The organism is Chryseobacterium indologenes (assembly GCA_016025055.1).
Lineage (GTDB): Bacteria > Bacteroidota > Bacteroidia > Flavobacteriales > Weeksellaceae > Chryseobacterium > Chryseobacterium indologenes.
Window position 1 is genome coordinate 1,371,987 of the sequence record CP065590.1, and the last position, 25,586, is coordinate 1,397,572.

The following is a 25,586-nucleotide window of genomic DNA, read 5'->3' on the forward strand; positions in this document are numbered from 1 at the left end:
TAAAACTTATCGTTTAGATTTAAAAGCTAATTTGCTATCCTTCAAATAAAAAAGAAGTTAAAGGACTTGAAGCCTCTGCATGATTACCAACTGCTCCTAATCCCGCTTCGAAAGCTCTTCTTCCGGCAATAACACCTTCTTTAAAAGCAACAGCCATATTGACAGGATTTCCTGCTACAGCAATTGCGGTATTCACAAGAACTGCATCGGCACCCATCTCCATTGCTTTTGCCGCATCAGAAGGCGCTCCGATTCCGGCGTCCACCACAACGGGAACATTGCTTTGACTGATGATAATTTCCAGGAAATCTAGTGTCCGTAATCCTTTATTGGTACCGATGGGTGCCCCTAATGGCATGACCACAGCTGTGCCTGCATCTTCAAGACGTTTGCATAAAACAGGATCGGCATGAATGTAAGGCATTACAATAAATCCTAATCTGGCAAGTTCTTCGGTTGCATATAATGTTTCAATAGGATCCGGCAGCAAGTATTTCGGATCCGGATGGATTTCAAGCTTTACCCAGTTTGTTTGCAGAGCCTCTCTTGCCAGTTGGGCTGCCAATACCGCTTCTTTTGCTGTTCTCGCTCCTGAAGTGTTTGGTAGAAGATGTACGTTGGTCTCCCTCAATGAGTCCAATAAGTCATCTTCAGCCGATTGTGCATCGATTCTTTTTAACGCCATCGTCACCATATTGGTTTCTGAAGCCGTTACCGATGCTGCCATATCTCTGAGACTTCCGAATTTTCCGGTTCCCAGAAATAGTCTGGATTCAAAAGTTCGGTCTGCTATTATTAATTTTTGATTGTTCATATCATTACTTTTTTAAATTCATTGATCAGCTTAGGTTCTCTGGTAATCAGCCCTGAAACTGAGACTCCATAAATTCCGATCTGTTGTAGTGGTAAAAAATCTTCAAGGGTTACGCCACCAATCGCAAAGATCTTCGGAACTGCTATTGATCTTTGTCTCAGGCTTTCAACAACTTGCCTGTAGCCTTCGAAGCCAAGGATCGGACTTAGTTTTTCCTTGGTAGAAGTAAACCTTAAGGGTCCAAGACCGATATAATCACAAGACTCATCTATTCTTTGAATGACGTCTGAGATGGTATTGGCTGTACCTCCAATAATTTTATGTTTTCCCAGCAATAATCTTGCTTCCTCAACAGATCCGTCTGTAAGGCCTAAGTGAACTCCGTCTGCATCTGCTTCTTTCGCTACATGAACATTATCATTAATGATCAGGACAGACTGGTATTCAGAACAAAGGTGTTTGGACGTTTCACAAAGTGACAGTAATTCTTTTTCGTTACCACTTTTCCATCGGACCTGGATCCATTGTATCCCGTTATCAAGGGCCTTTCGAATGTTTAATTCCTGCTCCTGAGCAGTATTTCCCTGTGATATATATTGTAATTTTTCCATAGGTAAGGTTTGATATTATTCGGAAATTGCTTTTCTGCATGATAAAAATGCTTCTACAGGATCGTCTTCCTGCCAAACTGATCCTAATAAGGCAATCCCATCCACTCCGGTTTCAAAAGCCCTTTGAATAGTACGATGATGAATTCCGCCTAAAGCAATAATTTTTACGTTGGGGTTATCTCTACTCTTCACCTCTTCTATCACTGTTGAGTCTTCTCCATATCCTTTTTAGATATACTGGGGAAGAACGGGCTTATGAAAGCATATTCCCATTCTTTTCCCAGGTTATTAAAAGTGGTGATGTTGTGTACTGAGGTCGAAATACGATTTCCATTGATAAAAGATCGGTGTATATCCTCCTTTCGGTCTGCTTCCCTGAAATGGAATCTCGAAATCCTGAAATTTTCTCCCACTTCATAATGTTGATGCAGAACCAATTGAGGATAAAAAGATTGATCTATCTTTTCAATAAAATCGATCATTTTCTCTCTGCTGATTCCCGGTTTCCGGATATGCAGGAGATCAAGACCTTTTCGAAACAATTCGTTAATAATTCCGGTTTCGTTTACGACAGAGAATTCAGGAGTGATAACAAGGATCATATATAGATTTCTTTTCCTTTTTCTATAAATTCCTGAGATTTATCCAGCATTCCTTTTTCTGCAGATTCACGGATTTCCTGAGTAATTTTCATGGAACAGAATTTGGGTCCGCACATAGAGCAGAAATGGGCAATTTTAGCTCCTTCTGCCGGAAGTGTTTCATCATGATAAGCTCTTGCGGTTTCAGGATCGAGGGAAAGATTGAACTGATCTTCCCATCTGAATTCAAATCTTGCTTTACTTAGGGCATTATCCCTGTATTGAGCTCCGGGATGTCCTTTAGCCAAATCGGCAGCATGTGCTGCTAACTTATAGGTAATTACACCTATTTTTACATCATCCTTATTCGGAAGACCCAAATGTTCTTTTGGAGTTACGTAGCAAAGCATGGCACACCCAAACCACCCGATCATGGCAGCACCGATCCCTGAAGTAATATGATCATATCCCGGCGCAATATCTGTAGTTAAAGGTCCAAGTGTATAAAAAGGCGCCTCGTGGCATTCTTTGAGCTGCTTGTCCATATTTTCTTTGATCATGTGCATCGGAACGTGACCAGGTCCTTCAATCATCACCTGTACATTATGTTTCCAGGCAATTTTTGTCAGTTCACCTAAAGTTTCCAGTTCGGCAAACTGTGCAGCATCATTGGCATCTGCAATAGAACCCGGACGAAGACCGTCTCCCAACGAAAAAGCAACGTCATACTTTTTCATAATCTCACAAATCTCTTCGAAATGCGTATATAGAAAGCTTTCTTTATGATGAAACAGGCACCATTTTGCCATGATGGACCCTCCTCTTGATACGATTCCGGTTACCCTGTTGGCTGTCAGATGAATGTATCTTAATAAAACTCCGGCATGAATCGTAAAATAAGAAACTCCCTGTTCAGCCTGTTCAATCAAAGTATCCCTGAAAATCTCCCATGTAAGGTCTTCCGGCACTCCTTTTACTTTTTCCAATGCCTGATAAATAGGAACTGTCCCAATAGGAACCGGACTGTTTCTGATGATCCATTCTCTCGTTTCATGAATATTTTTTCCCGTGGAAAGATCCATAATGGTATCTGCTCCCCATCTGCATGCCCATACTGCCTTTTCTACTTCTTCTTCAATACCCGATGATACCGCACTGTTTCCGATGTTTGCATTGATTTTCACTAAAAAGTTTCTTCCGATGATCATCGGCTCACTCTCCGGGTGGTTGATATTGTTTGGAATAATAGCTCTACCGGCAGCAATTTCATCTCTTACAAATTCCGGAGTGATCTTACTTTCAGGAGTATTGGCTCCAAAACTATGTCCGGCATGTTGAAAGGCCATTTCTTTAGAGACGGAATCAAGCTGTTCTATCCTTTGATTTTCCCTGATCGCGACATATTCCATTTCAGGAGTGATAATTCCCTGTTTTGCATAGTAAAGTTGGGTCAATTCTTTTCCTTCTTGTGCCACTTTCGGCTGATGATCATAGGCAAAACGTAATTCATCAAGACGGGGATCCGCCAGACGGGCTTTCCCGTATTCTGAAGTAATTCCTTCAAGAACCGTCACATCTTCCCTGTCGAGGATCCATTGTTCCCTGATTCTTGGAAGTCCTTTCTGAATATCAATGGTTGCATTTTCATCAGTATAGGGACCTGAAGTATCATAAATGGTGATGGGAGCATTTTCTTCAAAGCCTCCATTGGTAAGTTTGGTAGGGCTAAGCTGTATTTCCCGCATTGCGACATTGATAGGATGTATTTTTCCTTCAACATAGATCTTTTTTGAGTTCGGAAATGGCGAACATGTAATGGAGTGAGCCATAATTTTTTGGTATTAATATGAAATTAACCGCCCTGAGTGGCAGTAATGATTAAAACTGAATCCTGATCTTTGAGAAATGTTTCTGCCCAGGCGGACAGCGGGATAATTCGATTGTTTACCGCTACGGCAATACCCTTTTTCTTTCCGGGTAGTTCCATAGCCAGAAGTGCTTCCAGGTTCTCAGGAAGTGCATCAAATGTTTTTCGGGTGTGGTTGATTATAAGTTCCATTCCTAATTATTTAAATACACTTTAGGAATGGCTATCATTGTACAATAGAATGTACAGCAAAAGTCACCTACTTTTCCCTACGCTGGTATGATCCAGATCAGGTTCAAAGGGTAAAGTCTCAGTCTGTTGATAACAGACACCCCTAAAGTATGGGACGAAGTTAGTTATTTTTTCAGAATGGGCAAAATTTTTGTAAGCGGGGATGACGGAAGCATGAATTTTAAAACAGTGAAACATTTTATAGATTCCCGATGGCCTCGGATTAGAAAAACTAGTATAAAGGCCGAAAGAAAGAAGTTGAAGAATCCTTCTGTTCCTTTATTACTTCCAGCTTCAGGCAATGATTAAGCCCAATATGTATACGAAACAGATCTTATTTAAATTATTCTTCACAAGCTCTCCAGACCGCATCATTCTGTGGAACCGGAGCAATAATCTCAATTTTTTCTTTGGTAACAGGATGAATGAACTCCAGTTTTCTGGCATGCAGGTTAATTCCTCCATCCGGATTGGAACGTGGAGATCCGTATTTCAAATCCCCTTTAATCGGAACTCCTGATTTAGATAACTGAGCTCTGATCTGATGATGTCTTCCTGTTTCAAGATCAATTTCCAGAAGCAGGTAATTGTCTAATGTTTTGATGACATGATACGTTAAAATGGCTTCTTTGGCTCCTTCAGTAGCTTTCGGAAAAACAATAGCTTTATTATTCTTTTCATTTTTCTTCAGATAATGTACGAGCCTTTGACTTTGAGGAATCATTTCTTTCGCCACTACGGCCCAATATGTTTTTTTGACCTCACGATTTTTTACCATCTGAGTAAGTCGTGAAAGTGCCTTGGAAGTTTTTGCATAGATCACTAACCCCGATGTGGGACGGTCTATCCGATGAACCAAGCCGAGAAAAACATTTCCCGGCTTAGCATCTCTTATTTTGATAAAATTCTTGATAGATTCCAATAGTGACTCATCGCCGGTTTTATCGCCTTGTACAAGCTGTCCGACTTTTTTGTTCACCACCAGAAGATGGTTGTCTTCATATACAATCTGCTCCTTCATGATAGATTCTATCTTCTTCTGTTTGATAATGAAAGGATAATACCTCCCAGAAGACCAATGGTTTTAATAGCTGAAAGGTTTGAATTTTCCGGAATAAATGCTCCCACCACGCATACTGCAGCGGCGGCATACATGGCATACACAAAGTTCTTATTGGTAAGTAATGGAGCCTGAATAAAGAAACTTGCTCCGATCAGCACATAAAAAACTTTTCTGGAAAGTAAGTGATTGATTTCAGGGGAAAATAAATTGAACCACCCCACAGCAAGACAAATCAATGCTGCAATGGATAAAATTCCCTGGATAGATTGTTGTTGATTTTGCATTAATTAATAACTTTCGTTTTCGTTTGGAAACTCTACACTTTTCACGTCTTTTACGTATTGAGCTACAGCTCCGGTGATTTCTGTGTAAAGATCAAGGTATCTTCTTAAAAATTTCGGACTAAAGCCTTTGTTCATTCCTACCATGTCATGATATACCAAAACCTGCCCGTCACAATCTGCTCCGGCCCCGATTCCAATGGTTGGAATGGAAATACTTTCTGTAACTTTTTTAGCTAAATCAGCAGGAATTTTTTCCAATACAACTGAAAAACATCCTAATTCTTCTAAAAGCTGTGCATCGGCAATCAGTTTTTCAGCTTCAGCTTCTTCTTTTGCTCTTACTTTATAAGTTCCGAATTTATAGATAGATTGTGGAGTTAGCCCCAAATGTCCCATTACCGGAATTCCGGCATTGATGATTTTTTTTATTGATTTTGAAATTTCTTTTCCCCCTTCAATTTTTACCGCATGAGCTCCTCCTTCTTTCATCATTCTTACGGCAGATTCCAGTGCTTTTTCAGGATTACTCTGATACGTTCCGAAAGGTAAATCTGCAATCACCAGTGCCCTGTCGGTTCCTCTTACCACACTTTGAGCGTGATAGATCATTTGATCCAGCGTAATAGGCAATGTAGTTTCAAAACCAGCCATTACATTCGCTGCAGAGTCTCCAATCAAAATAGCATCTACTCCGCCTGCGTCTACCATCTTTGCAGTGGTAAAGTCATAGGCCGTAAGCATTGTTATCTTTTCCTTGTCGAATTTCATTTTACGCAAGGTTTCAGTCGTAACTTTTTTAATTTCAGAGTGAACAGACATAATTTATCTTTTTACGTTTTATTTACTATGTTAGAAATCTATATTATAGTATTCCCTTGAAGAATATTTTTTATAATTATAAACTTAAAAAATCAGAATTTGTGGTGTGCAAGATACGAACAATAAAACAGTAAGCATGATATATAGAAACTATTTTCATTATAATTATACTCTTACTTCACGGGTTTCGTGAGTGCCTATATTGGATTTGTGACTTTGGTACAGTCAAAAAATACAGAAGTTGGAGTACCTTTTCTTTCTATCTTTTGATATTTTTCAAAGTTTACTCCAACTCCCATAGAATTTGTATTTTAAACTTATAAAACTACATGACCGAGTTTCATAAGCTTATCGTGGTTGAGAATTTTAATATTTCGTCCATCCACTTCAATCAGACTGTCCTGTTTGAATTCGGATATCAGACGGATGGCGCTTTCTGTGGCCGTACCAATGATATTGGCAATTTCTTCCCTTGTCAATGAGATTTTGATAAATCCTTCAGGATCTACGCCAAGTTTCTGCTCCAACAGCAGTAAGATCTCGGCAAGCCTTTCCCTCACCGTCTTTTGGGCAAGGAAGGTAATGGTATTGGAAGATTCTCCTAATTCGTAAGAAATTTTCTGAAGCATTACGAAAGACAACTGTGGGTCTACCTCCAAAAGATACATGAAAATATCTGCTGGTAAAAAGACACATTCGATATCTGTCATTGCTTCTGCTTTGGCCTGGAAATTTTCCCCGCAAAGCAAAGAACGATAGCCGATAATGTCCCCTTCTTTGATAAATCTTAAAATCTGATCTTTCCCGAATGCTCCCGACTTGGATAATTTAGCGGCTCCTTTTTCAAGAACATAGACTCCTTTGGGAGTTTCTCCATCCTCAAAAATAGTATCGTGTTTCTGAAAACTCAATCTTTTTTTACCGTTAATATATTTTTCAAAATCTGCGCTAGAAAGTCTTTCCTTAAATGATTTATCATTAAAAACTTTGGCGAACCTCTCTTCAATTGCTATCTGTTGTTCCTGCGGCATTTTATATGATATTTATCACAAAAATAGAACTTTTTAAATCGATAAACAAAAAAAATTGTTATAATTTTGTAGTTCAATATATTAGGGTGGTGAGCGAGAACTGTTTTCATTGTGGTCAAGGTATAGAAAAAGAGAGAATTTTGTTTGATGAAAAGACTTTCTGTTGTAACGGATGTAAGTCTGTCTATGAAATTCTGAATACGAATAATTTAAGTAATTTCTACGAACTTAATAAAGGGGCAGGAATTCGTCCGAATGATGAAAATTCTACCCAATTTGATTACCTGGACACCCCCGAAATCTTCGCAAAGGTTACTGATTTCTCTGAAGGGAAAACCAGTCTGGTTACCTTCAAAATTCCCGTAATTCACTGTTCTTCCTGTATATGGCTGCTGGAAAGCCTTCACACATTAAACAAGCATATTAAATACTCGCAGGTCAACTTCACAAGGAAGACCCTGCAGATCTCATTCAACCATAACGAACTGAAATTAAGCGAACTCGCTAATTTTCTGACCAATTTAGGATACAAGCCTGTGATCAGTCTTGAGACCGCTGAAAAGAATGTTGATCATCTCGACAAATCACTTCTTGTTAAGTTTGCCATTGCCGGTTTTGCGTTCGGAAACGGAATGTTCCTGGCTTTTCCGGAATACGTAGGAGGTGAAGACTACTGGATGGAACATTACAAAGGGCTTTTCAGAGTGCTGATGTTTTTACTTGCATGCCCGGTTGTCTTTTATTCCGCGTCAGATTATTACAAATCTGCATGGTATGGTCTGAAAAATAAAATCGTCAATATTGATGTTCCTATCGTACTGGGAATATTTGTTCTTTTCGGAAGAAGTATCTATGAAGTGGCAACAGGTTATGGCCCCGGATATTTTGATACACTTTGTGGTCTTTTGTTCTTTATGCTGATGGGAAAACTTTTCCAGAAAAGAACCTACAGTGCCCTTTCGTATGACAGGGATTATAAATCCTTTTATCCTATTGCCGTAACTAAAGTAGACTTTGAGGGACACCAGGAAAACATCCTTCTTTCTGAAGTAAAAGTGGGTGACCGGATTTTAGTTAGAAACCAGGAAATCATCCCTGTAGACGCCATTCTGATCAACGGAGAAGGGAATATAGACAACAGCTTCATTACCGGAGAAAGTGAAAGCATCAGCAAACAACCCGGAGATAAAATTTTTGCCGGAGGGAAACAGATCGGGTCATCTCTTGAACTGGAAGTTATAAAAAATGTCGACCAGAGCTACCTTACCCAGCTCTGGAATAAAGAAGCCTTTAAGAAACATGAAACCGGTCTTGATACGCTTACGAATAATGTCAGCAAATATTTCACATTCATTATTTTAGGGATTGCGTTAATTTCGGGAATTTATTGGGCATTTATCGATCTTGAGAAAATGTTTCAGGTCATTTCAGCTATTTTGATCATTGCCTGCCCTTGTGCACTTGCGCTGTCTGCTCCATTCACTTTTGGGCACATTATGAGAATCCTGGGTAGAAACAAATTCTACGTGAAAGATACGTTGACTATTGAAAAAATTGCAAAACTAGACACCATCGTTTTTGATAAAACAGGAACAATTACTCACAGAAAGAAGTCGAATATCAAATATGAAGGTACTGAAATCAGTGAGTTCGATGCACTGAACATCAAAACGTTATTAAAGAACTCTAACCACCCTCTGTCAAAATCTTTATATGAATTTATTGAGGTGAAAGACGACTATTTCCCGGTTGAAAACTTTGTGGAAATTTCAGGAAAAGGGTATGAAGCTAATGTAAGAGGAAATCTTTATAAAATAGGATCGGCCCGATACAACAATCAGGAACCCAAAAATCTGGAAACGGCAGTATACATCAGTAAAAATGATCAGTTTTTAGGTAAATTCATCTTCAAAAATGAATACCGTCCGAAACTAAAAGATCTGTTCAATAAACTTACCCACTACAGAATATTCATCCTGAGTGGTGATAATTCATCGGAAGAAAACCAATTGAAAGAACTTATTCCGAATTACAAAGGAATGGCCTTCAATCAAAGCCCGGAAGACAAACTGAACTACATCAAAGGACTTCAGGATCAGCACATGAAAGTAGCGATGCTCGGTGACGGACTAAATGATGCAGGGGCACTAAAACAAAGTAATGTCGGGATAGCCATTGCTGATGACACCAATAGTTTTACGCCCTCTTCGGATGTGATTATGAACGGAGAAAAGGTAGTGACTCTGGACAATTACCTGAATGTTTGTAAGGGTTCAATAACAATTGTGAAAATGACATTTATAATCAGTTTCCTTTACAATATTGTTGGTTTAAGTTACGCAGTTACAGGCCATATGCATCCGCTTTTTGCGGCAATCATCATGCCAATCAGTTCCATCACGGTGGTGACATTTACCACAATTTCGACGTGGATATTAGGTCGGAAATACTTCAAAAAACAGGCGTAAACGCTGTTATTTAGACTGATTTTAAATTAGCTGAAATCGGCATTTCGTGATGAATGTCATTATTTTTCACTAAATTTGAACCCCGAAAATAGGTTAATTTTGTTGTCTGATGGATATTCTATATTTAATGATCGTCTGCAGTGTTTCTTTAGCTGCGATCTTCCTGGTCGTATTTATAGTGTATGCCAAGAAAGGGCAGTTTGAAGATGATGAATCTCCGGCTGTCAGGATTCTTTTCGATGATGAAGTCAAAGAAAAAGATGAAACTGGCGACAAGGATAAAGACGAGAAAGAAATAGGAGAAAATAATAAAAATTGAGAAAAATAGTGAATAGTTGATATGGAAACACAAAAGTTTAGTTATGACAACAGTATTGTCCGTGCGTTCCTCTATGCAACCATTATCTTTGGTTTCATAGGATTTACGTTTGGGCTTACGGCGGCATTAATGCTTTTCTACCCTGAATTACCTGAGTTCTTTTTCGGGACAGATGATACAACCATCAGAAGTTTATCATCCGGTAATATTCAAGGTTTAATAAACACTCATGGTGCATTTGGTTTTGGTAGAATCAGAATGTTGCACACCAATACCGTAATTTTCGCGTTCGTATGTAACATTGTTTACGTTGGGGTATATTACTCTACGCAGAGATTATTAAAGACAAGAATGTACAGTGATACATTATCCTGGATTCATTTCTGGACTTGGCAGTTTATGATCGTTGCGACGTTCATTACATTCTTTATGGGGATTAATACTTCAAAAGAATATGCTGAGCACGAATGGCCAATTGATATTCTGATTGCATTCTCTTGGATCATTTTCGGTGCCAATATGATTCTGACTATTTCGAAGAGAAGAGTAAGACACCTTTATGTAGCCATCTGGTTCTATTTAGGTACTTGGGTTGCAGTAGCAATGCTTCACATCTTCAACAACCTTGAGGTTCCATTATCATTCTCAGGCTGGAAATCTTATTCTGCATACGCAGGAGCTAAAGACGCTATTGTACAATGGTGGTATGGTCATAATGCAGTAGCATTTGTTTTGACAACTCCGGTTCTGGGTTTAATGTATTATTTCTTACCAAAAGCTGCAGACAGACCGGTATTTTCCTATAAACTGTCTATTATTCACTTTTGGTCACTGATCTTCGTATATATCTGGGCTGGTCCTCACCACCTTCAGTATACAGCACTTCCGGCATGGGCTCAGGCAGTAGGAACAGGTTTCTCTATTATGCTTATTGCACCATCTTGGGGAGGTATGTTAAATGGTCTTCTTACGTTAAGAGGAGCTTGGGATAAAGTAAGAGAAAATCCTATCCTTAAGTTCTTTGTAGTAGCTGTTACTTGTTATGGTATGGCAACGTTTGAAGGACCTCTATTGGCAACTAAAAACATCAACAAAATTGGTCACTTTACAGACTGGGTTATCGGTCACGTACACTTGGGAGCTCTTGGATGGAATGGTTTCATGGCATTCGGGGTTATCTATTATTTGGTACCAATTATGTGGAGAACAAAACTTTGGTCTGTAAAATTAGCTAACTGGCATTTCTGGTTAGGAACATTAGGAATCATTTTCTATGCAGTACCAATGTATATTTCAGGATTCACACAAGGATTAATGTGGAAGCAATTCAACCCGGACGGAACATTATTATGGAAAAACTGGTTGGATACTGTAACGGCTATTATTCCTTACTTTAAAATGAGATTTGTAGGAGGTTTATTCTACATTTCGGGAGCGATCCTAATGATTGTAAACGTTATTGCAACGGTAAGAAAAGGATCATTCCAGAAAGAAGTTCCTGCTGAAGCACCAGCATTGGCAAATATCGGTAACAAACGTAAAGAAGGAGAAGGATTCCACCTTTGGTTGGAAAGAATGCCTTTACTTTTAACCGTATTATCATTATTTACTATTTCAATAGGAAGTATGGTAGAGATTATTCCTACCCTTACTCTTAAGAAAAGCGTACCTACTATTTCTGCGGTAAAACCTTATTCACCGCTTGAGCTTGAAGGTAGAGATATTTATATCCGTGAAGGATGTAATGCTTGTCACTCTCAGATGATCAGACCATTCAGAGATGAGATTACGAGATTTAACGGTAAAAACGGACAATACTCTAAAGCCGGAGAATTTGTTTACGACAGACCATTCTTATGGGGATCTAAGAGAACAGGTCCGGATTTGCACAGGGAAGGAGGTAAAAACCCAAGTTCTTGGCACTACAAGCACATGTACAACCCAAGATCTACTTCTGCAGGTTCAATTATGCCTCGTTATCCTTGGTTAATTGCTACTAACTTAGACAGATCTAAAATGGTAGACAAGATGAAGCTAATGAAGAATACATTTGATGTACCTTACACAAAAGCTGAAATCGATTCTGCAGACAAATGGGCAAACAACCAATCGGCAAAAATTGTTAAAGATATCTTCTCCGAAGCTAATGACCTGAAAGAGGCTTATGCTAAGAGACCTCAGGGAGAATTAGAGAAAAAAGAAATTATTGCTCTTATTTCTTACCTTCAAAGATTAGGAACAGATATCAAGACAACTGAAATCAAAACAGCAAGTAATAACTAAAACATTAAAAGGTTCATCATATGATTCCTCAGAATTTTAAAGATATATTATCCAATACAGAAAATGCTGGTTTCTACCAGACGCTGGCTCTGATTTTCTTTATGCTGTTCTTCGTAGCTTTGATTATATACGTTTTTAGCAAGCCTAAAAAATATTACAAAGAAGAAGAAGAGGCTCCACTTGGGGATGATGAGGATGATGATTTTAATTTAAAAAATTAAACTATTTTTATGAAACAAAGAACACCTGTTGTTATAAACATCTTAATAATAATCGGACTTTTAATAGTTTTTTATTATCTGTTTGTACAGAGCTACGCATTCTTGGGTTCACCATACTTCTGGGGTACTGTTGTGATTGCCGGGATTCTGGCTTACATTCACAGTGCTATTGGAGATTTAATTGAAAACAACAAATTCAAAAAATTATCTCCGGAAGAAAAAGCGGCTTATTTAGCTGAGAAGAAAGTTCCTTTCTTCAAAAGAATGTATGCTGCTGCATTCAAAAAGCAATCTGAAACTGAGGAAAAAGATATCCTTATCGACCACGGTTTCGACGGAATCATGGAATTGGATAACCAATTACCAAAATGGTGGGTAGGTTTATTCTATTTTGGGACTGCTTTTTGTATTGTATATATTGCGGCCTATACATTTACAGATTTCGCTCACCCGTTAAGCGAATATGAAAAAGAGTATAAAGAGCAATTGGCAAGTATTGCAGCGTATGAAGCAACCCAGCCTCCTGTAACCATTGAAACGGCTAAATATTCAGCTGACAATATCGCAGATGGTAAAGAATTATTCAAAACAAACTGTGCATCTTGTCACAAAGAAGACGGTAGTGGAGGTATCGGTCCAAACCTTACGGACAACTATTGGATCAACCAGCCTGAGAAGACGTTATTTAAAAACGTATTCCACATGGACTGGAATGGTTCTCCTACCAACCCTGCGATGAGAGCATTCGGTAAAAACGGAGAAGTTTCAGGAGCTGAAATTGAAAAGATTGCAGCTTATGTATATCACATCAACCAGGAACTTCCACCGGTAACTCAGGCACAGGGAGGAGCTGCTCCTCAGGGAACTGAAGCGCATTGGGAAAAAGAATAATTTAGAAAAATTAGAAACATATGAAAAAAACATAATTTGTTATTAGATTAAAAATAGTAACGAATTATGTTTTTTCTTTTTTAAACATATTACAACATGTCAGACATAGAAGAAATAGAAGTACGAGGCGGACAGGGACAGGTTCTGGACCCTGAAACTTACAGAGATTCTATCGGGACAATGGAGCAATCCGGTAAGAGAAAATGGGTATTCCCGAGAAAACCTAAAGGGAAATACACCAACTACAGAAATCTTGTAAGCTATGCATTATTAATTATTTATTTTTCATTACCGTTCATCAAGATCAATGGTAACCCATTATTGATGTTCAATGTAATAGACAGAGAGTTTTTTATCTTCGGACAACCTTTCTATCCCCAAGACTTTTTTATCCTTACTTTAGGTGCTATCGCATCTTTGATTTTTATTATCGTTTTTACGATTGCATTCGGAAGAATTTTCTGCGGGTGGATATGCCCTCAGACAATTTTTATGGAATCTATCTTCCGTAAAATCGAATATTTGATTGAAGGTGACCGAAACAAGCAAATGAAGCTGGACAGACAGGAGTGGAACAGCGAGAAAATCTGGAAAAGAACCCTAAAATGGTCTGTATACATTGTGATCTCACTGATCATCACTCACTTTATGTTTATGTATATTGTGGGGTACGAAGAAGTATTTAAAATCGTATCTGAAGGGCCTTTTGCCCATCCTACCAATTTTATCGTAATGATTCTTCTTACTGCTGCATTCTATTTTGTATTTGCATGGTTCAGAGAGCAGGTGTGTACCCTGGTTTGTCCTTACGGAAGACTTCAGGGAGTACTGATTGATAAAGATACCATCAATGTTTTCTATGATTTTAAAAGAGGGGAAAACAGAGCAAAATGGAGAAAAGGAGAAGACAGAAAAGCAGCCGGTAAAGGTGATTGTATCGACTGTCACCAGTGTGTGGTTGTTTGTCCTACAGGAATAGATATCAGAGACGGGCAACAGCTGGAATGTATCAACTGTACAGCTTGTATTGATGCCTGTGACGAAGTAATGGAGAAGGTAGGCCTTCCGAAAGGATTGATCCGATACGCCTCTGAAAATGAAATTGAAAAACAAACTCCTTTTAAATTCACGGGAAGAATGAAAGGTTTTGCAGTATTCTTACTCCTGTTAGTAGGATTCCTGGGATACCTTCTGTACAGCCGTGGCGAAATGGAAGCTAAATTCATTAAACCTGCAGGAAGTACATTCTTTGTGAAAGAAGGGAAAATTATCAATACCTATAATTATACGTTCCTGAATAAAACGAACGATAAAAAACTTGTGACCATAAAAGTAATTGCTCCGGAGCATGGAGAAATCACCTATAGTGCTTCAAGTAAAATACAGGTAGACCGCGACAAAATCTCTAAAGGGACAATCAATATCAGTTTCCCTGAAGAGGAAATGAAGCTTTCTAAACAAAACATTACCATCGGCGTTTACGACATGAAAGGTAAACTGATCGATTCATATCAAACTTATTTTGAAGGACCATTCAAATTACAATTTTAATTAAAAAAGATGAAGAACTTTAGTTGGGGACACGGTGTTGTACTTGCATTATTTGCATTTATAGTTTTTATACTTTCAATGATGTTTCTTTTCCCAAACGGGCAGAAAAACTCTGAAATGGTAACTGATAACTATTATGAGGAAGAACTGAAGTACCAGGATGTCATTGATGCTAAAAAAAGAGCAGATGACCTTCAGGAAAAACCTGTGTACAGCCAGAATACGAACGGAATTAAAATCACTTTTCCAAAAGAATATAATAACTCAAATACTACGGTAAAATTTGTTTTAAACAGAACCGACGACCAGAATTTAGATATCAAAAAATCTGTACAGCTTGATGCACAGCAGTCTTTTACCATTCCCGCACAGGTATTAAAAATGGGAAATTATACTTTGAGACTGAACTGGACAAAAGATAAAACAGAATACAGAATAGACTATGATGTGATATGGAAATAGGACTTGTGGTATCGGCTATTGCCTTGGGCTTCGCTTCCGGTTTTCACTGTATCGGAATGTGTGGTCCTATTGCTTTATCGATGGGATTGACCAAGAAACAGGCGGCCAATTTCTACCTTCAGAACCTGACCTATCAATTGGGAAGAATTTTTACCTATTCTTTGCTAGGTGCATTGTTGGGTATCATCGGACAGGGATTTGAAATGGCAGGATTTCAAAAATACCTGACCATTACTGCAGGTGTTCTGCTTATTATTATGGCGGTATTTTCATTTGGAGGAAAAGATTTTGCTTCAAAAATTCCTTTTCTTTCTAAATTTTTATATTCAGTAAAATCAAATTTAGGCAGATTACTTCAAAAAGCAGATTACCGTTCAAGATTCTCGACAGGTATTCTGAACGGATTTCTTCCATGTGGTATGGTTTATATGGCACTTACTGCCAGCCTTGCGAGCGGAGGAATATGGCAGGGAGCTCTATATATGGCTTTATTTGGGTTAGGAACCCTTCCGTTCATGTTTGCTGTTGTTTTGGTCGGAAACCTCATGAATCAGGCTTTTAGAATCAAGATTTTAAAAGCAGTTCCTGTGATCATGATTATCCTGGGAGGACTGTTTATTCTCCGGGGCCTGGAACTAGGGATTCCTTACGTTTCTCCGAAAGCAGAAGCTATGACCATCTCCAAGGATCATAATGGAGCCAACTGCCACATTGAAGGCCACGATCATACCTCTACAAACTGCCACTAAACCTTGCTTCACTATTTTAATATCGCGAGATACACTTTAAATGATCATCATAACGGAATACAATAAAACCTCCTATCAGAAGATAAGAGGTTTTTACTTATTTTAAATCGTTGATTCTGTTTAGTTGATCACGTCAAATCTTGCATATTCTGCAATTTTCTTTGGAAGCTTAATTCCTTCCTCCGTCTGATTGTTTTCAAGCAATGCAGCCATGATTCTCGGTAATGCCATGGCAGAACCGTTCAAGGTATGAACCAGCTGAGATTTCCCATCAGCTTTGTAACGGCACTTCAGCCTGTTGGCCTGGAAAGTTTCAAAATTGGAAACAGAACTTACTTCCAGCCACATTTCCTGAGCAGCACTCCATACTTCAAAATCATAAGTCATTGCTGATGCAAAACCTGTATCTCCGCCACAAAGTCTCAATACTCTGAAGGGAAGTTCAAGATCTGTAAGAATTTCTTTGATATGCTCTACCATTTCTTCCAGAACAGCATAAGAATTTTCCGGTTTTTCGATCCTTACAATTTCTACCTTTTCAAACTGATGAAGACGGTTTAATCCTCTTACGTGGGCACCGTAGCTTCCCGCTTCCCTTCTGTAACACTGAGAGAATGCCGTATTTTTAATAGGAAGGTCTTTTTCATCCAGCAAAACATCACGGTAAAGGTTGGTTACAGGAACTTCTGCAGTAGGGATCAGGTATAATTTATCTTCGTTGATATAATACATCTGACCTTCTTTGTCAGGCAATTGACCGGTACCAAATCCGGATGCCTCATTCACAACGTGAGGAGGATTTACTTCTGTATACCCTTTATCAACATTTTTATCAAGGAAATACTGCACCAAGGCTCTTTGTAATCTTGCTCCTTTCCCCAAGTAAACAGGGAAACCGGCTCCTGCAATTTTTACCCCTAATTCAAAATCGATAAGGTTGTACTTTTTTGCCAGTTCCCAGTGAGGAATTGCTCCTTCACCAAGCCCTTCTACGGTATGAGACTGGAAAATGATTTCATTGTCATCAGCTGAAGCACCGCTTTTTACCAATTCATTAGGAATATTAGGAAGCTGATACAGAATATCAAGCAAAGCAGTTTCTTTTACCTCCAACTGAGATTTCAATTCTGAACTCGACTCTTTATATTGTGCTGTTTTAGATTTTGCCGATTCCGCTTCTTCTTTCTTTCCTTCCTTCATCAAAAGTCCGATTTCTTTGGAGATTTTGTTGATCTCGGAAAGCTGGGAATCTAATTCAAACTGGATTCTTTTTCTTTCATCGTCAGCAGCGATAGCCTCGTCTACCAACTCAAGATTCTTGAATTGTCTTTTTTAAGACCTTCTAAAACGCGTTCCTTATTGTCGCGTAAAAAATTGACTTGTAACATTTTATTTAGATGTTAAATATTAGATGTTTAGCTTAAAATAAGCTAACAATTGTACAAATTTAAAATTATTTTGTGATAGTAAAGGTATTTATTGAAGTTGGGGCATCAGCATTTTTAGAAAATATTTCTGTTCCGTCGTATAATACCTTGGAAACCTGGAACAGTGTGGGCGTATTACGATATTGAACTTCCAGTATTCCTGTAACGTTATCATTTACATTCGTACTTTTTGTAAAGGTAATCTGCATTCTGGAAAAGTATGAATTGCCTGTTCCCGGATTATCAGGGCTTATAGAATCCATTCTTCTTCTTTTCGCTCCTGCCAGATATTCCATATAAAACAAAGAATCCGCGGTCATCCGTAGCGGAATTGTTACCGGAGAAATATCTCTGGTTCCAAAAATATCATTGACAGCATATCCGGTATAGGATCCCGGCTTTTTTTGATTCAGAAGATCCTGTCCGGCAGCGTTTTTCATATAGATATTAAGTACCTGATCTATTCTCTGCAGAGAATCATCATCACTTTTACAACTTACAAGTGCAAAGATCGCAACAAGTATACCTACAAAATATTTCATCATAATTACAAAGGTAAAATATTAATCTTTAGACTGCTGCTTTATTTTTCAAAATATTTCTGATACCAAAGCTCAAAAGTAACCAGCTGCCAGATTTTTACAAAATCATAATCGTCTTTGAGATTATACCACCATTCATCAATGACATCCGGATTAAAAAAATTTCTCTTCTTAAGACGTTCAAGATTTTCTGATGCAAAATCCCTGACTGATTGATCATTTTTAAGATAATGATGGAGGGGAAAAGAGAAACCTCTTTTGGACATATTCAGTATTTCTTCCGGAAGATACTTTTTCGCAGTTTTCCGCAGTAAAGGCTTATTCTGTTTCCCGGTAAACCGTATGTTTTCGGGTAATGAAGCCACATAATCAATTAAACTGTTACTTAAGTACGGATAGCGAAATTCAACCCCATACTTCATAGCGCTCAGATCATCACGGAAAACATGGTGTGAGGATAAAGAATATTTCATATCATATTCAAAATATCCTGAATAATTATTTGATTCTGATAAATGATAACGGCAAAGATTGGTCGTTATACCTTTATAAATTTCCGGACGAAAAATATGCTTTGCCTCTGCCGGTCTCATTCCGTTTTGACTCTGACGGAAAAAATCGAACATACAATTCTGGGAAAAATAATTTTTAACCCTTCCGGAAAATTTTCCTTTCGTAACAATCAATGGACTGATAAAATTAAAATTTTTCATCATAAGCCATCTGTTAAACTTCAATGTGTGGGAGTAGCCTCCGAAAAGTTCATCTGCGCCGTTTCCGCTCAATACGACCTTACATCCATTTTCATGGGCATATTTTGCAGCATTCATCAGTACTTCAAGACTACTGTAGGGCTCTTCAAAATGCTGGATATTTTCTTTAAGCTGCTCCAGTATTTCTTTGTCACTTACTTTTTCTACATGATGAATAAGCTCAAAATGCTTTGCTGCCAATGAGGCATTCTTAACTTCTTCTTCAGAAAACTGGTATGAAATGGTGTATGCAGTAATATCTTCGTTAAAAGGTTTTGATTTTGAAGCAATTAACGTTGAATCTATTCCTCCACTCATCATAACGGTAACCGGTACATCTGCATACAGCTGTTCCGAAATACTTTCTGATAATAATGTGTCGACTTTTTTTATCGCTTCTTCCTCTGTGATACTTTTATTAACTTTCAGCGGTAAACTCCAGAACTTTTCCGTAGTGAAGGTTCTATCATTTAAATCAACAGTCATGAAAGCTCCAGGTTCCAATGAAAATATATGTTGAAAACAGGTTTCCGGGGCTAAAGTAGTCTGAAAAAGGAAATTGGTATATACTCCGTTCCAGTTGATTTCCGCCCTTACAAATTCATGTTTTACAATGGCCTTTATTTCTGAAGCCCATACTAATCCGTGCTCACCCTGATGATAGAAAAGGGGTTTCATTCCTACCCTGTCCCGGGCCAGAACCAGCTTTTTACGGATAAGGTCTGTGATACATAGCGCAAACATTCCGTCGAGCTTTATCAGCATTTCAGTTCCCCATTCCTGATAAGCTTTGATGAGAACCTCGGTGTCGGACGTACTTTTAAAAGAATATCCTAAAATTTCAAGCTCTTCCCTTAGCTTTTTAAAATTATAAATCTCCCCGTTAAAGGTAATAATGATTTGTTCATCGTCTGAAAGCATCGGTTGGTGACCCTTTTCAGAAAGGTCCACAATAGACAGTCTTCTGAAACCCAGAGCAAGATCAGACATTTCTTCACCAAGGATCGGAAATTGTCTTTTAATTCCGGATGTAGAATCTTCTCCGGAAAAAGATTTTCCAAGGCCGTTTTTACAGATCCAGAATCCTTCATCGTCAGGACCGCGATGTTGAATTGCCTGATTCATCTCCAGAATATTTTCAGAAGAAATATTTTGATAGAATGAATAATAGCCGCAGATTCCGCACATAATAAAAGCTTATAAGAATGTAAAAATAAGGAAATGTCTTTATGTGTAACCTTTACGAATGTTTATTTCTTCAAAAGTTTATTCTTCAAAAGCATTATTTCCTTTCTTGAAATCATATAATCTCTCCATCGAAAGGGTGTAGAATGGTAAAATTTTCTGAATAAAACAAATGAGGAAACCAGATAAGAGGAGGTAGTAGCAAAGCAGGCTCCAAGAATTCCCCACCTTGGTATGGCAATGAAAGAGAAAACTACCGTTACGACCAAACCTACAATGGATTTGATATTCAGGATTTTTAACTCTCTGATTCCTGAAAAGTAATGCCCCACCATATCACTTACAGCAATACCTAAAATGCCCGGCGTCAAAAAGAAAATAATCTCTTTTGTATCCCGGAATTCTTTCCCGAAGATGAACAGATACACTTCTGAAGGAACTATAATAACACCTGCCACAAAAACAAGCATCAAAGTAAATGTCAGTTTTAGAGAACCTTTAGTTTTAGCAATGGATTCTTCCCTGCTTTTACTGTTGACCACATCTGAATATAAAACCACTGCAATACTTCTGGTAATGGTCCAGATGGCCTCTGAAAAGGTCACTCCGATTGAAAAAACACCTACACTGGCAATTCCTTCAAAATATTCTAAAAAATAAAATGACAACCTGTAATTTAAAAACTGTACGAAAGCACTCAACTGGGTTTTCCAGCCATATTCAAACATATTTCTGGACACTACTTTTGAAAATGAGACTTCAGAGAGTTTACATTTTCTGATGATCTGAAAAAAACTTGTTACAAATAAAAGAACCAGGCAACCGATCTGTGCCATAAAATATACGGATACATCCTTGTATCCAAATCCATATACTAACAGCATGATAAAAACAACGTGTACCAATTGCTGTAACACAGTGTAAGTATTGAACTTCCTGATATTCTGAGTGCCTATAAACAGACCGATATTGGTTGACAGTAAAGAGGAGAATACTGAAATTCCTATAAGATACATCAGATATTCGCTCTGAATAGAGGTAAAACTAAATAAAAACGGAACGAAAAGACCAATAAATAAAGACCACAGATAAGCATACAGCAGAATTTTTTCCACCTTAAACCTTGAAGCAAAATAAGATGTACTGCTTCCTGAGAAAATACTGCTGAAAAAGCTTACCGCAGCAGCATTGGCAATCACAATAGAAATGGTACCTTTCCCTTCACTTCCCCACATATTGGTAGAAAAAATCACCAGTCCGAAACTTAGAAACAAGATCAGGAAGCGTGAAATGAAAGTTTTAATGATGGTAAGCTGCATGGCAATTATTGATCAATAGCTCTTTTCACAAAATCAAGAAAAGAATGATTGATTATTTTCCAGTTATATTTTTCTCTAAAATCCTTTTTTGCATTCAATGCATGTGTTTCGTAAAGGTGAGGATTTTTAACATATTTTATGATAATATCTGAAATTATTTTTTCATTTCCCGGATCTACCAGATACCCAAAGGAAAGTTTACCCATATGTTTCCGTATTCCCTTTAGGTTTGAATAGATCACCGGCTTCCCCGCTGCCATAAAATAAAACAGTTTTATAGGTAACGAATGATGATTCTCAAAGTTAAACTCCCGGAGATCAAAACAAAGATCAGCGTCACTAAATGCTTCGGTAAAATGTTCAAAAGAAGTTGGTTTCCTCACTTCAACACCATCAAAATTGTATTCGTTCAGTAATCCTGCAAAATAGTCTTCATCACTTTGTTGACGTGTCCCTCCGATTATTAAAACCTTGATTTTCAATGACGGCAGTTGTCGGCGTACTTGAGCAACGGCGTTAAAAAAGTTTCCAATTCCTTTATCTTTTGAAATATGGCCGGTATAGCACAGGGTAATCATACCGGGTTCAAGTTTTTTGATATTTTCACTGGTATAAGTCGGGTCAGGATAATACGGAAGAATGATGTGCTTTTTAAACCAAAAAAACCAGGCCAGAGGGAACTTTTTTGTCTGTTCCCCAAAAATAAAATGGGTGCTTAAGAATCCGGCATAAAGGTTAATGAGAAAGAATTTTACCGCATGAAAAATATTGAGGGGAAAGCGATAGCCTACAAGCATTGACATTGCAGGATACCATTCTGTAACGTCATAGAGGCAACTTACCTTGTGTTCCTTGACAAACTTTTTCACAGCAATGACCGCCAAAGGTTCAGAACAGATTATACAATCAGGTTGAAAGGCATCACAGACCCTCTGAAAAACCTGCTTTTTTATTGCAATACTTTCTTGTAAAACGGAATAAGCTTCTATTGAAACCCCATCAATAACACCCTGATAATCTGAGCACAAACTACAAATCCTGACTTCATATCCCTGCCTGCTAAGTTCTCTTGCCTGATGATAAAAAATTCTATCATCTTTATAGCTATGGGAAGTCGTCAAAAATAGTACCTTAAGCATTAGTTTTTCTGAGATGTATGCAAATATACATTAAAACAAAAAAGTGGAAAACACGTTTCCACTTTATGATTTATAAGCAAAATAAGCTTATCTACTTATTTTATAGAAGCTGCCCAGCTTTTTTCCAGAGGCAATACAAAATGGCTTAGAAAGTCAAGATAGGTATTTTTAGAAAAGTCAAAAACCTGGATATCTTGTGCCAGTTCTCCGTTTCGCAATTTATTTTTGAAATCCTGAAGCTTTAATGTTTTTATTTCTCCGTTTTCGATAAAACTTGCCTTCATCCTGTCGAAAAGTCCCAACTGGTACTCTTCATCAATTTCTCTCATTATTTTCCCTAATGCATCTATACTACATCCTGAAGCCATTTCCTTTTCCTCGTCTACACATACTATGATAAACTGGTTCTTTTCGATTTTAAAAGAAGAAGAAAGGGGGTTTCCCGTGCGCAGCCCATGTAGCCAGGAAATCGAATAATTTCTCGGTGATAGCCTTTGCTTCTTTTGTTTCAAAAGGCCTTGAAGCCGGGTATATAATAACTCTGTAGTCGTTGGTTTCTACAATATTAGATTCTTCGATTTTCATATCCAAACATTTATTTTTGTTACAAACCACCAGTTTTCACGTCCCTTTCGGATCGGAAAATCTTGCTAACGGTGATTCCGCATCGTATTAAATTAAAGTATAAAATTAAGAAATATTCCTGACTTTGTAATACATAAAAAACCCAGACAAAAGCCTGAGTTTTTATTTGTATTTTTAAATGCTGTTCTCTACAAATCGTCAGCTTCGGCAAGAAGCTCTACGATGTCTTTTACAGCTACTTCTGTATTTTTATTAAAGTGTTTTACCCCGTCCGTCATCATGGTATTGCAGAATGGACATCCGGTAGCAATTACTTTAGGTTCAAATGATAAAGCTTCTTCAGTTCTTTCAATATTGATGTCTTTATTCCCTTTTTCAGGTTCTTTAAACATCTGTGCTCCTCCTGCCCCGCAACAAAGACCATTGGTTTTGCAACGCTTCATTTCTACAAGTTCTGCATCGAGTTTTTCCAACAATAGTCTTGGTGCCTCATACTCGTCATTGGCACGGCCAAGATAACAAGGATCATGGAAGGTAATTTTCTTTCCTTTGAAAGCCCCACCCTCAATTTTTAATCTTCCTTCTTCCATTAAGGTTTTTAGGAACTGGGTATGGTGTACCACTTCAAAGTGCCCTCCAAGGCTTGGATATTCATTTTTAAGGGTGTTGAAACAATGCGGACATGCCGTCACAATTTTCTTCACCTCATAAGCATTCAGAACCTCAATATTCGTCAATGCCATCATCTGGAATACGAATTCATTTCCTGCTCTTTTTGCAGGATCTCCTGTACAACTTTCTTCCTGTCCCAGAACAGCGAATTCAACGCCTATTTTATTTAATATCTTGCAAAATGCCTTCGTAATTTTTTTAGCACGGTCATCGAAACTTCCGGCACATCCAACCCAAAATAAAACTTCGGGAGCTTTTCCTTCGGCAGCATATTCTGCCATTGTTTTTATATTGAAATCCATTCTAAATCAAATTTATCAATATATCAATGTAACAGTTTACCCATGATTTTAGATTGTTACATCTTTACATTATTTACATTAGTTTTCTGTTGCCCAATTCAGACGGTCAGCCTGGTTATACTGCCAAGGTGCAGCATTGTTTTCCACATTTGTCATCATCAGATTCAGTTCCTGCGGAGCCGCAGACTGTTCCATTACGAGGAATCTTCTCATTTCAAAAATAATAGAAAGCGGATCAAGCAGCACCGGACAAGCTTCTGTACATGCATTACATGTTGTACAAGCCCAAAGTTCTTCTTTTGTGATATAATCGTTCAATAACTTTTTACCGTCATCAACGAATTTTCCGTTCTTATCAATATTTCTTCCTACTTCTTCCAATCTGTCCCTAGTTTTCATCAGGATTAATCTCGGAGAAAGTTTTTTGCCGGTAATATTTGCCGGGCAGACAGAAGTACAACGTCCGCATTCTGTACATGAGTACGCGTTAAGTAATTGTACCTGATTCAGGTCAAAAATATCTTCTGCTCCAAATTTAGAAGGTGCTGCCTCTGCTTCCCCTTCGGCCGGAGCGGCATAAGGATCTGCATTAGGATCCATCATCAACTTAATTTCTTTTGTTACAGAATCAAGGTTGTTGAATTTGCCTTTTTTATCAAGATTAGCATACCATGTGCTTGGGAAAGCAAGGATAATATGTAAGTGCTTTGAATAATATAAATAATTCATGAAGAACAGAATCCCTACAAAGTGGAACCACCATGCTCCTTTTTCTGTGAAGAATAAGAATCCGTCACTAAAATTATTGAATATAGGGCCCAGTATAGCAGAACTGATCGGGAAACTTCCCAGCTCATGAAGAAGACCTCTTTGTTGCAATACCCAATCGGCAGCATTCATTTTAAAGAAAGCCATCATTAAGGCAAATTCGATGATAAGAATCCAGTTTGCATCATGTTTTGGCCATCCGAAAAGTTCTTTCATAGTCAATCTCTTGACACCATAAAAGTTTCTTCTGATGAAAAATACGACTACACCGATAACGACAAGAAGTGCTAAAACTTCTAATGTTGCGGTAAAGAAACTATAAAAGCTCTCACCGAAAACGGAGGCAAGAAAACGATGTGTTCCAAACAATCCGTCTACAATGATTTCTACCAGTTCAATATTAATAATGATAAAACCTACGTACACAAAAACGTGTAAAATCCCTGCAACAGGACGTTTTACCATTTTGCTCTGTCCCATAGCTACTCTTGCCATGGTACTCCAGCGCTCAGATTGTCTGTCGTTTCTTTTGATTTCGTGACCTAATCTTATATTTCTATAGATCTTCTGAAGGCTTTTGGCAAACAATCCAAATCCGGCCACTAATAAAATAAGGAAAATAATGTTATCGATGTACTGCATAAGGGCGT

24 protein-coding genes, 2 pseudogenes and 1 riboswitch are annotated in these 25,586 nt (G+C 38.0%); of the genes and pseudogenes, 8 read left to right on the forward strand and 18 right to left on the reverse strand.

What is annotated here, in order from left to right; translation table 11 throughout:
* Positions 1 to 34 precede the first annotated feature (34 nt).
* From H3Z85_06075 to H3Z85_06120, 10 genes are all read right to left on the reverse strand, one after another.
* Positions 35 to 814, reverse strand: coding sequence for a thiazole synthase (locus H3Z85_06075; GenBank protein ID QPQ52964.1), 780 nt, complete (start codon positions 812 to 814; stop codon positions 35 to 37).
* Positions 811 to 1,425, reverse strand: a complete 615-nt coding sequence (locus H3Z85_06080) for a thiamine phosphate synthase (GenBank protein QPQ52965.1) — start codon at positions 1,423 to 1,425, stop codon at positions 811 to 813. Before H3Z85_06080 ends, H3Z85_06075 begins: the two co-directional genes overlap by 4 nt.
* Before the next feature lie 15 nt (positions 1,426 to 1,440).
* Positions 1,441 to 1,617, reverse strand: coding sequence for a hypothetical protein (locus H3Z85_06085; GenBank protein ID QPQ52966.1), 177 nt, complete (start codon positions 1,615 to 1,617; stop codon positions 1,441 to 1,443).
* An 8-nt stretch (positions 1,618 to 1,625) separates the two neighbouring features.
* Positions 1,626 to 2,027 carry a thiamine phosphate synthase gene (locus tag H3Z85_06090; protein ID QPQ52967.1) on the reverse strand — a complete coding sequence of 134 codons (402 nt, stop codon included), beginning with the start codon at positions 2,025 to 2,027 and terminating at the stop codon, positions 1,626 to 1,628.
* A complete protein-coding gene (gene thiC / locus H3Z85_06095; GenBank protein QPQ52968.1) occupies positions 2,024 to 3,835 on the reverse strand; it encodes a phosphomethylpyrimidine synthase ThiC in 1,812 nt (603 codons plus the stop codon). The genes H3Z85_06090 and thiC overlap by 4 nt, the downstream gene beginning before the upstream one ends.
* 23 nt (positions 3,836 to 3,858) lie before the next feature.
* A complete protein-coding gene (thiS, locus tag H3Z85_06100; protein QPQ52969.1) occupies positions 3,859 to 4,065 on the reverse strand; it encodes a sulfur carrier protein ThiS in 207 nt (68 codons plus the stop codon).
* A 57-nt stretch (positions 4,066 to 4,122) separates the two neighbouring features.
* Positions 4,123 to 4,219: riboswitch (TPP riboswitch) on the reverse strand.
* Positions 4,220 to 4,447: 228 nt separating this feature from the next.
* On the reverse strand, positions 4,448 to 5,128 hold the full coding sequence (locus tag H3Z85_06105) for an RNA pseudouridine synthase (protein ID QPQ53846.1): 681 nt from the start codon (positions 5,126 to 5,128) through the stop codon (positions 4,448 to 4,450).
* Between the two features lie 5 nt (positions 5,129 to 5,133).
* Positions 5,134 to 5,451 carry a hypothetical protein gene (locus tag H3Z85_06110; GenBank protein QPQ52970.1) on the reverse strand — a complete coding sequence of 106 codons (318 nt, stop codon included), beginning with the start codon at positions 5,449 to 5,451 and terminating at the stop codon, positions 5,134 to 5,136.
* A gap of 3 nt (positions 5,452 to 5,454) precedes the next feature.
* Positions 5,455 to 6,270 carry a 3-methyl-2-oxobutanoate hydroxymethyltransferase gene (gene panB, locus H3Z85_06115; GenBank protein QPQ52971.1) on the reverse strand — a complete coding sequence of 272 codons (816 nt, stop codon included), beginning with the start codon at positions 6,268 to 6,270 and terminating at the stop codon, positions 5,455 to 5,457.
* A gap of 317 nt (positions 6,271 to 6,587) precedes the next feature.
* On the reverse strand, positions 6,588 to 7,301 hold the full coding sequence (locus tag H3Z85_06120) for a Crp/Fnr family transcriptional regulator (protein QPQ52972.1): 714 nt from the start codon (positions 7,299 to 7,301) through the stop codon (positions 6,588 to 6,590).
* Positions 7,302 to 7,390: 89 nt separating this feature from the next.
* On the opposite strand from H3Z85_06120, the gene H3Z85_06125 reads away from it, so the two are divergent.
* The 8 genes from H3Z85_06125 (at position 7,391) to H3Z85_06160 (ending at position 16,245) form a co-directional block, all read left to right on the forward strand.
* Entirely contained in the window at positions 7,391 to 9,769 is a 2,379-nt protein-coding gene (locus H3Z85_06125; protein ID QPQ52973.1) for a heavy metal translocating P-type ATPase metal-binding domain-containing protein, read from the forward strand.
* Positions 9,770 to 9,878: 109 nt separating this feature from the next.
* A complete protein-coding gene (ccoS, locus tag H3Z85_06130; protein ID QPQ52974.1) occupies positions 9,879 to 10,088 on the forward strand; it encodes a cbb3-type cytochrome oxidase assembly protein CcoS in 210 nt (69 codons plus the stop codon).
* Positions 10,089 to 10,109: 21 nt separating this feature from the next.
* A complete protein-coding gene (gene ccoN, locus H3Z85_06135) occupies positions 10,110 to 12,371 on the forward strand; it encodes a cytochrome-c oxidase, cbb3-type subunit I (GenBank protein QPQ52975.1) in 2,262 nt (753 codons plus the stop codon).
* A 20-nt stretch (positions 12,372 to 12,391) separates the two neighbouring features.
* Complete coding sequence (locus H3Z85_06140) at positions 12,392 to 12,592, forward strand: cbb3-type cytochrome c oxidase subunit 3 (protein ID QPQ52976.1); 201 nt, start codon at positions 12,392 to 12,394, stop codon at positions 12,590 to 12,592.
* Positions 12,593 to 12,601: 9 nt separating this feature from the next.
* The gene (locus H3Z85_06145) at positions 12,602 to 13,483 is read left to right on the forward strand and encodes a c-type cytochrome (protein ID QPQ52977.1); all 882 of its coding nucleotides are present in this window, start codon (positions 12,602 to 12,604) and stop codon (positions 13,481 to 13,483) included.
* Between the two features lie 96 nt (positions 13,484 to 13,579).
* Complete coding sequence (gene ccoG, locus H3Z85_06150) at positions 13,580 to 15,034, forward strand: cytochrome c oxidase accessory protein CcoG (protein QPQ52978.1); 1,455 nt, start codon at positions 13,580 to 13,582, stop codon at positions 15,032 to 15,034.
* Between the two features lie 9 nt (positions 15,035 to 15,043).
* Complete coding sequence (locus H3Z85_06155; protein QPQ52979.1) at positions 15,044 to 15,496, forward strand: FixH family protein; 453 nt, start codon at positions 15,044 to 15,046, stop codon at positions 15,494 to 15,496.
* Positions 15,487 to 16,245 carry a sulfite exporter TauE/SafE family protein gene (locus tag H3Z85_06160; GenBank protein ID QPQ52980.1) on the forward strand — a complete coding sequence of 253 codons (759 nt, stop codon included), beginning with the start codon at positions 15,487 to 15,489 and terminating at the stop codon, positions 16,243 to 16,245. Before H3Z85_06155 ends, H3Z85_06160 begins: the two co-directional genes overlap by 10 nt.
* 120 nt (positions 16,246 to 16,365) lie before the next feature.
* Here the strand turns inward: H3Z85_06160 and serS are convergent.
* From serS to H3Z85_06200, 8 genes and pseudogenes are all read right to left on the reverse strand, one after another.
* Positions 16,366 to 17,633, reverse strand: a pseudogene (gene serS, locus H3Z85_06165) (serine--tRNA ligase).
* A 65-nt stretch (positions 17,634 to 17,698) separates the two neighbouring features.
* Positions 17,699 to 18,217: a hypothetical protein gene (locus tag H3Z85_06170; protein ID QPQ52981.1), complete on the reverse strand. Its 519-nt coding sequence runs from the start codon at positions 18,215 to 18,217 to the stop codon at positions 17,699 to 17,701.
* Between the two features lie 38 nt (positions 18,218 to 18,255).
* Positions 18,256 to 20,154 carry an asparagine synthase (glutamine-hydrolyzing) gene (gene asnB / locus H3Z85_06175; protein QPQ52982.1) on the reverse strand — a complete coding sequence of 633 codons (1,899 nt, stop codon included), beginning with the start codon at positions 20,152 to 20,154 and terminating at the stop codon, positions 18,256 to 18,258.
* A gap of 62 nt (positions 20,155 to 20,216) precedes the next feature.
* Entirely contained in the window at positions 20,217 to 21,470 is a 1,254-nt protein-coding gene (locus tag H3Z85_06180) for a polysaccharide biosynthesis C-terminal domain-containing protein (protein ID QPQ52983.1), read from the reverse strand.
* Positions 21,471 to 21,475: 5 nt separating this feature from the next.
* Positions 21,476 to 22,609, reverse strand: a complete 1,134-nt coding sequence (locus H3Z85_06185) for a glycosyltransferase (GenBank protein QPQ52984.1) — start codon at positions 22,607 to 22,609, stop codon at positions 21,476 to 21,478.
* A gap of 95 nt (positions 22,610 to 22,704) precedes the next feature.
* Positions 22,705 to 23,194 (reverse strand): annotated as a pseudogene (locus tag H3Z85_06190) (hypothetical protein).
* A 188-nt stretch (positions 23,195 to 23,382) separates the two neighbouring features.
* Complete coding sequence (locus H3Z85_06195) at positions 23,383 to 24,168, reverse strand: (Fe-S)-binding protein (protein QPQ52985.1); 786 nt, start codon at positions 24,166 to 24,168, stop codon at positions 23,383 to 23,385.
* Between the two features lie 78 nt (positions 24,169 to 24,246).
* The gene (locus H3Z85_06200; GenBank protein QPQ52986.1) at positions 24,247 to 25,578 is read right to left on the reverse strand and encodes a (Fe-S)-binding protein; all 1,332 of its coding nucleotides are present in this window, start codon (positions 25,576 to 25,578) and stop codon (positions 24,247 to 24,249) included.
* Positions 25,579 to 25,586: the final 8 nt, after the last annotated feature.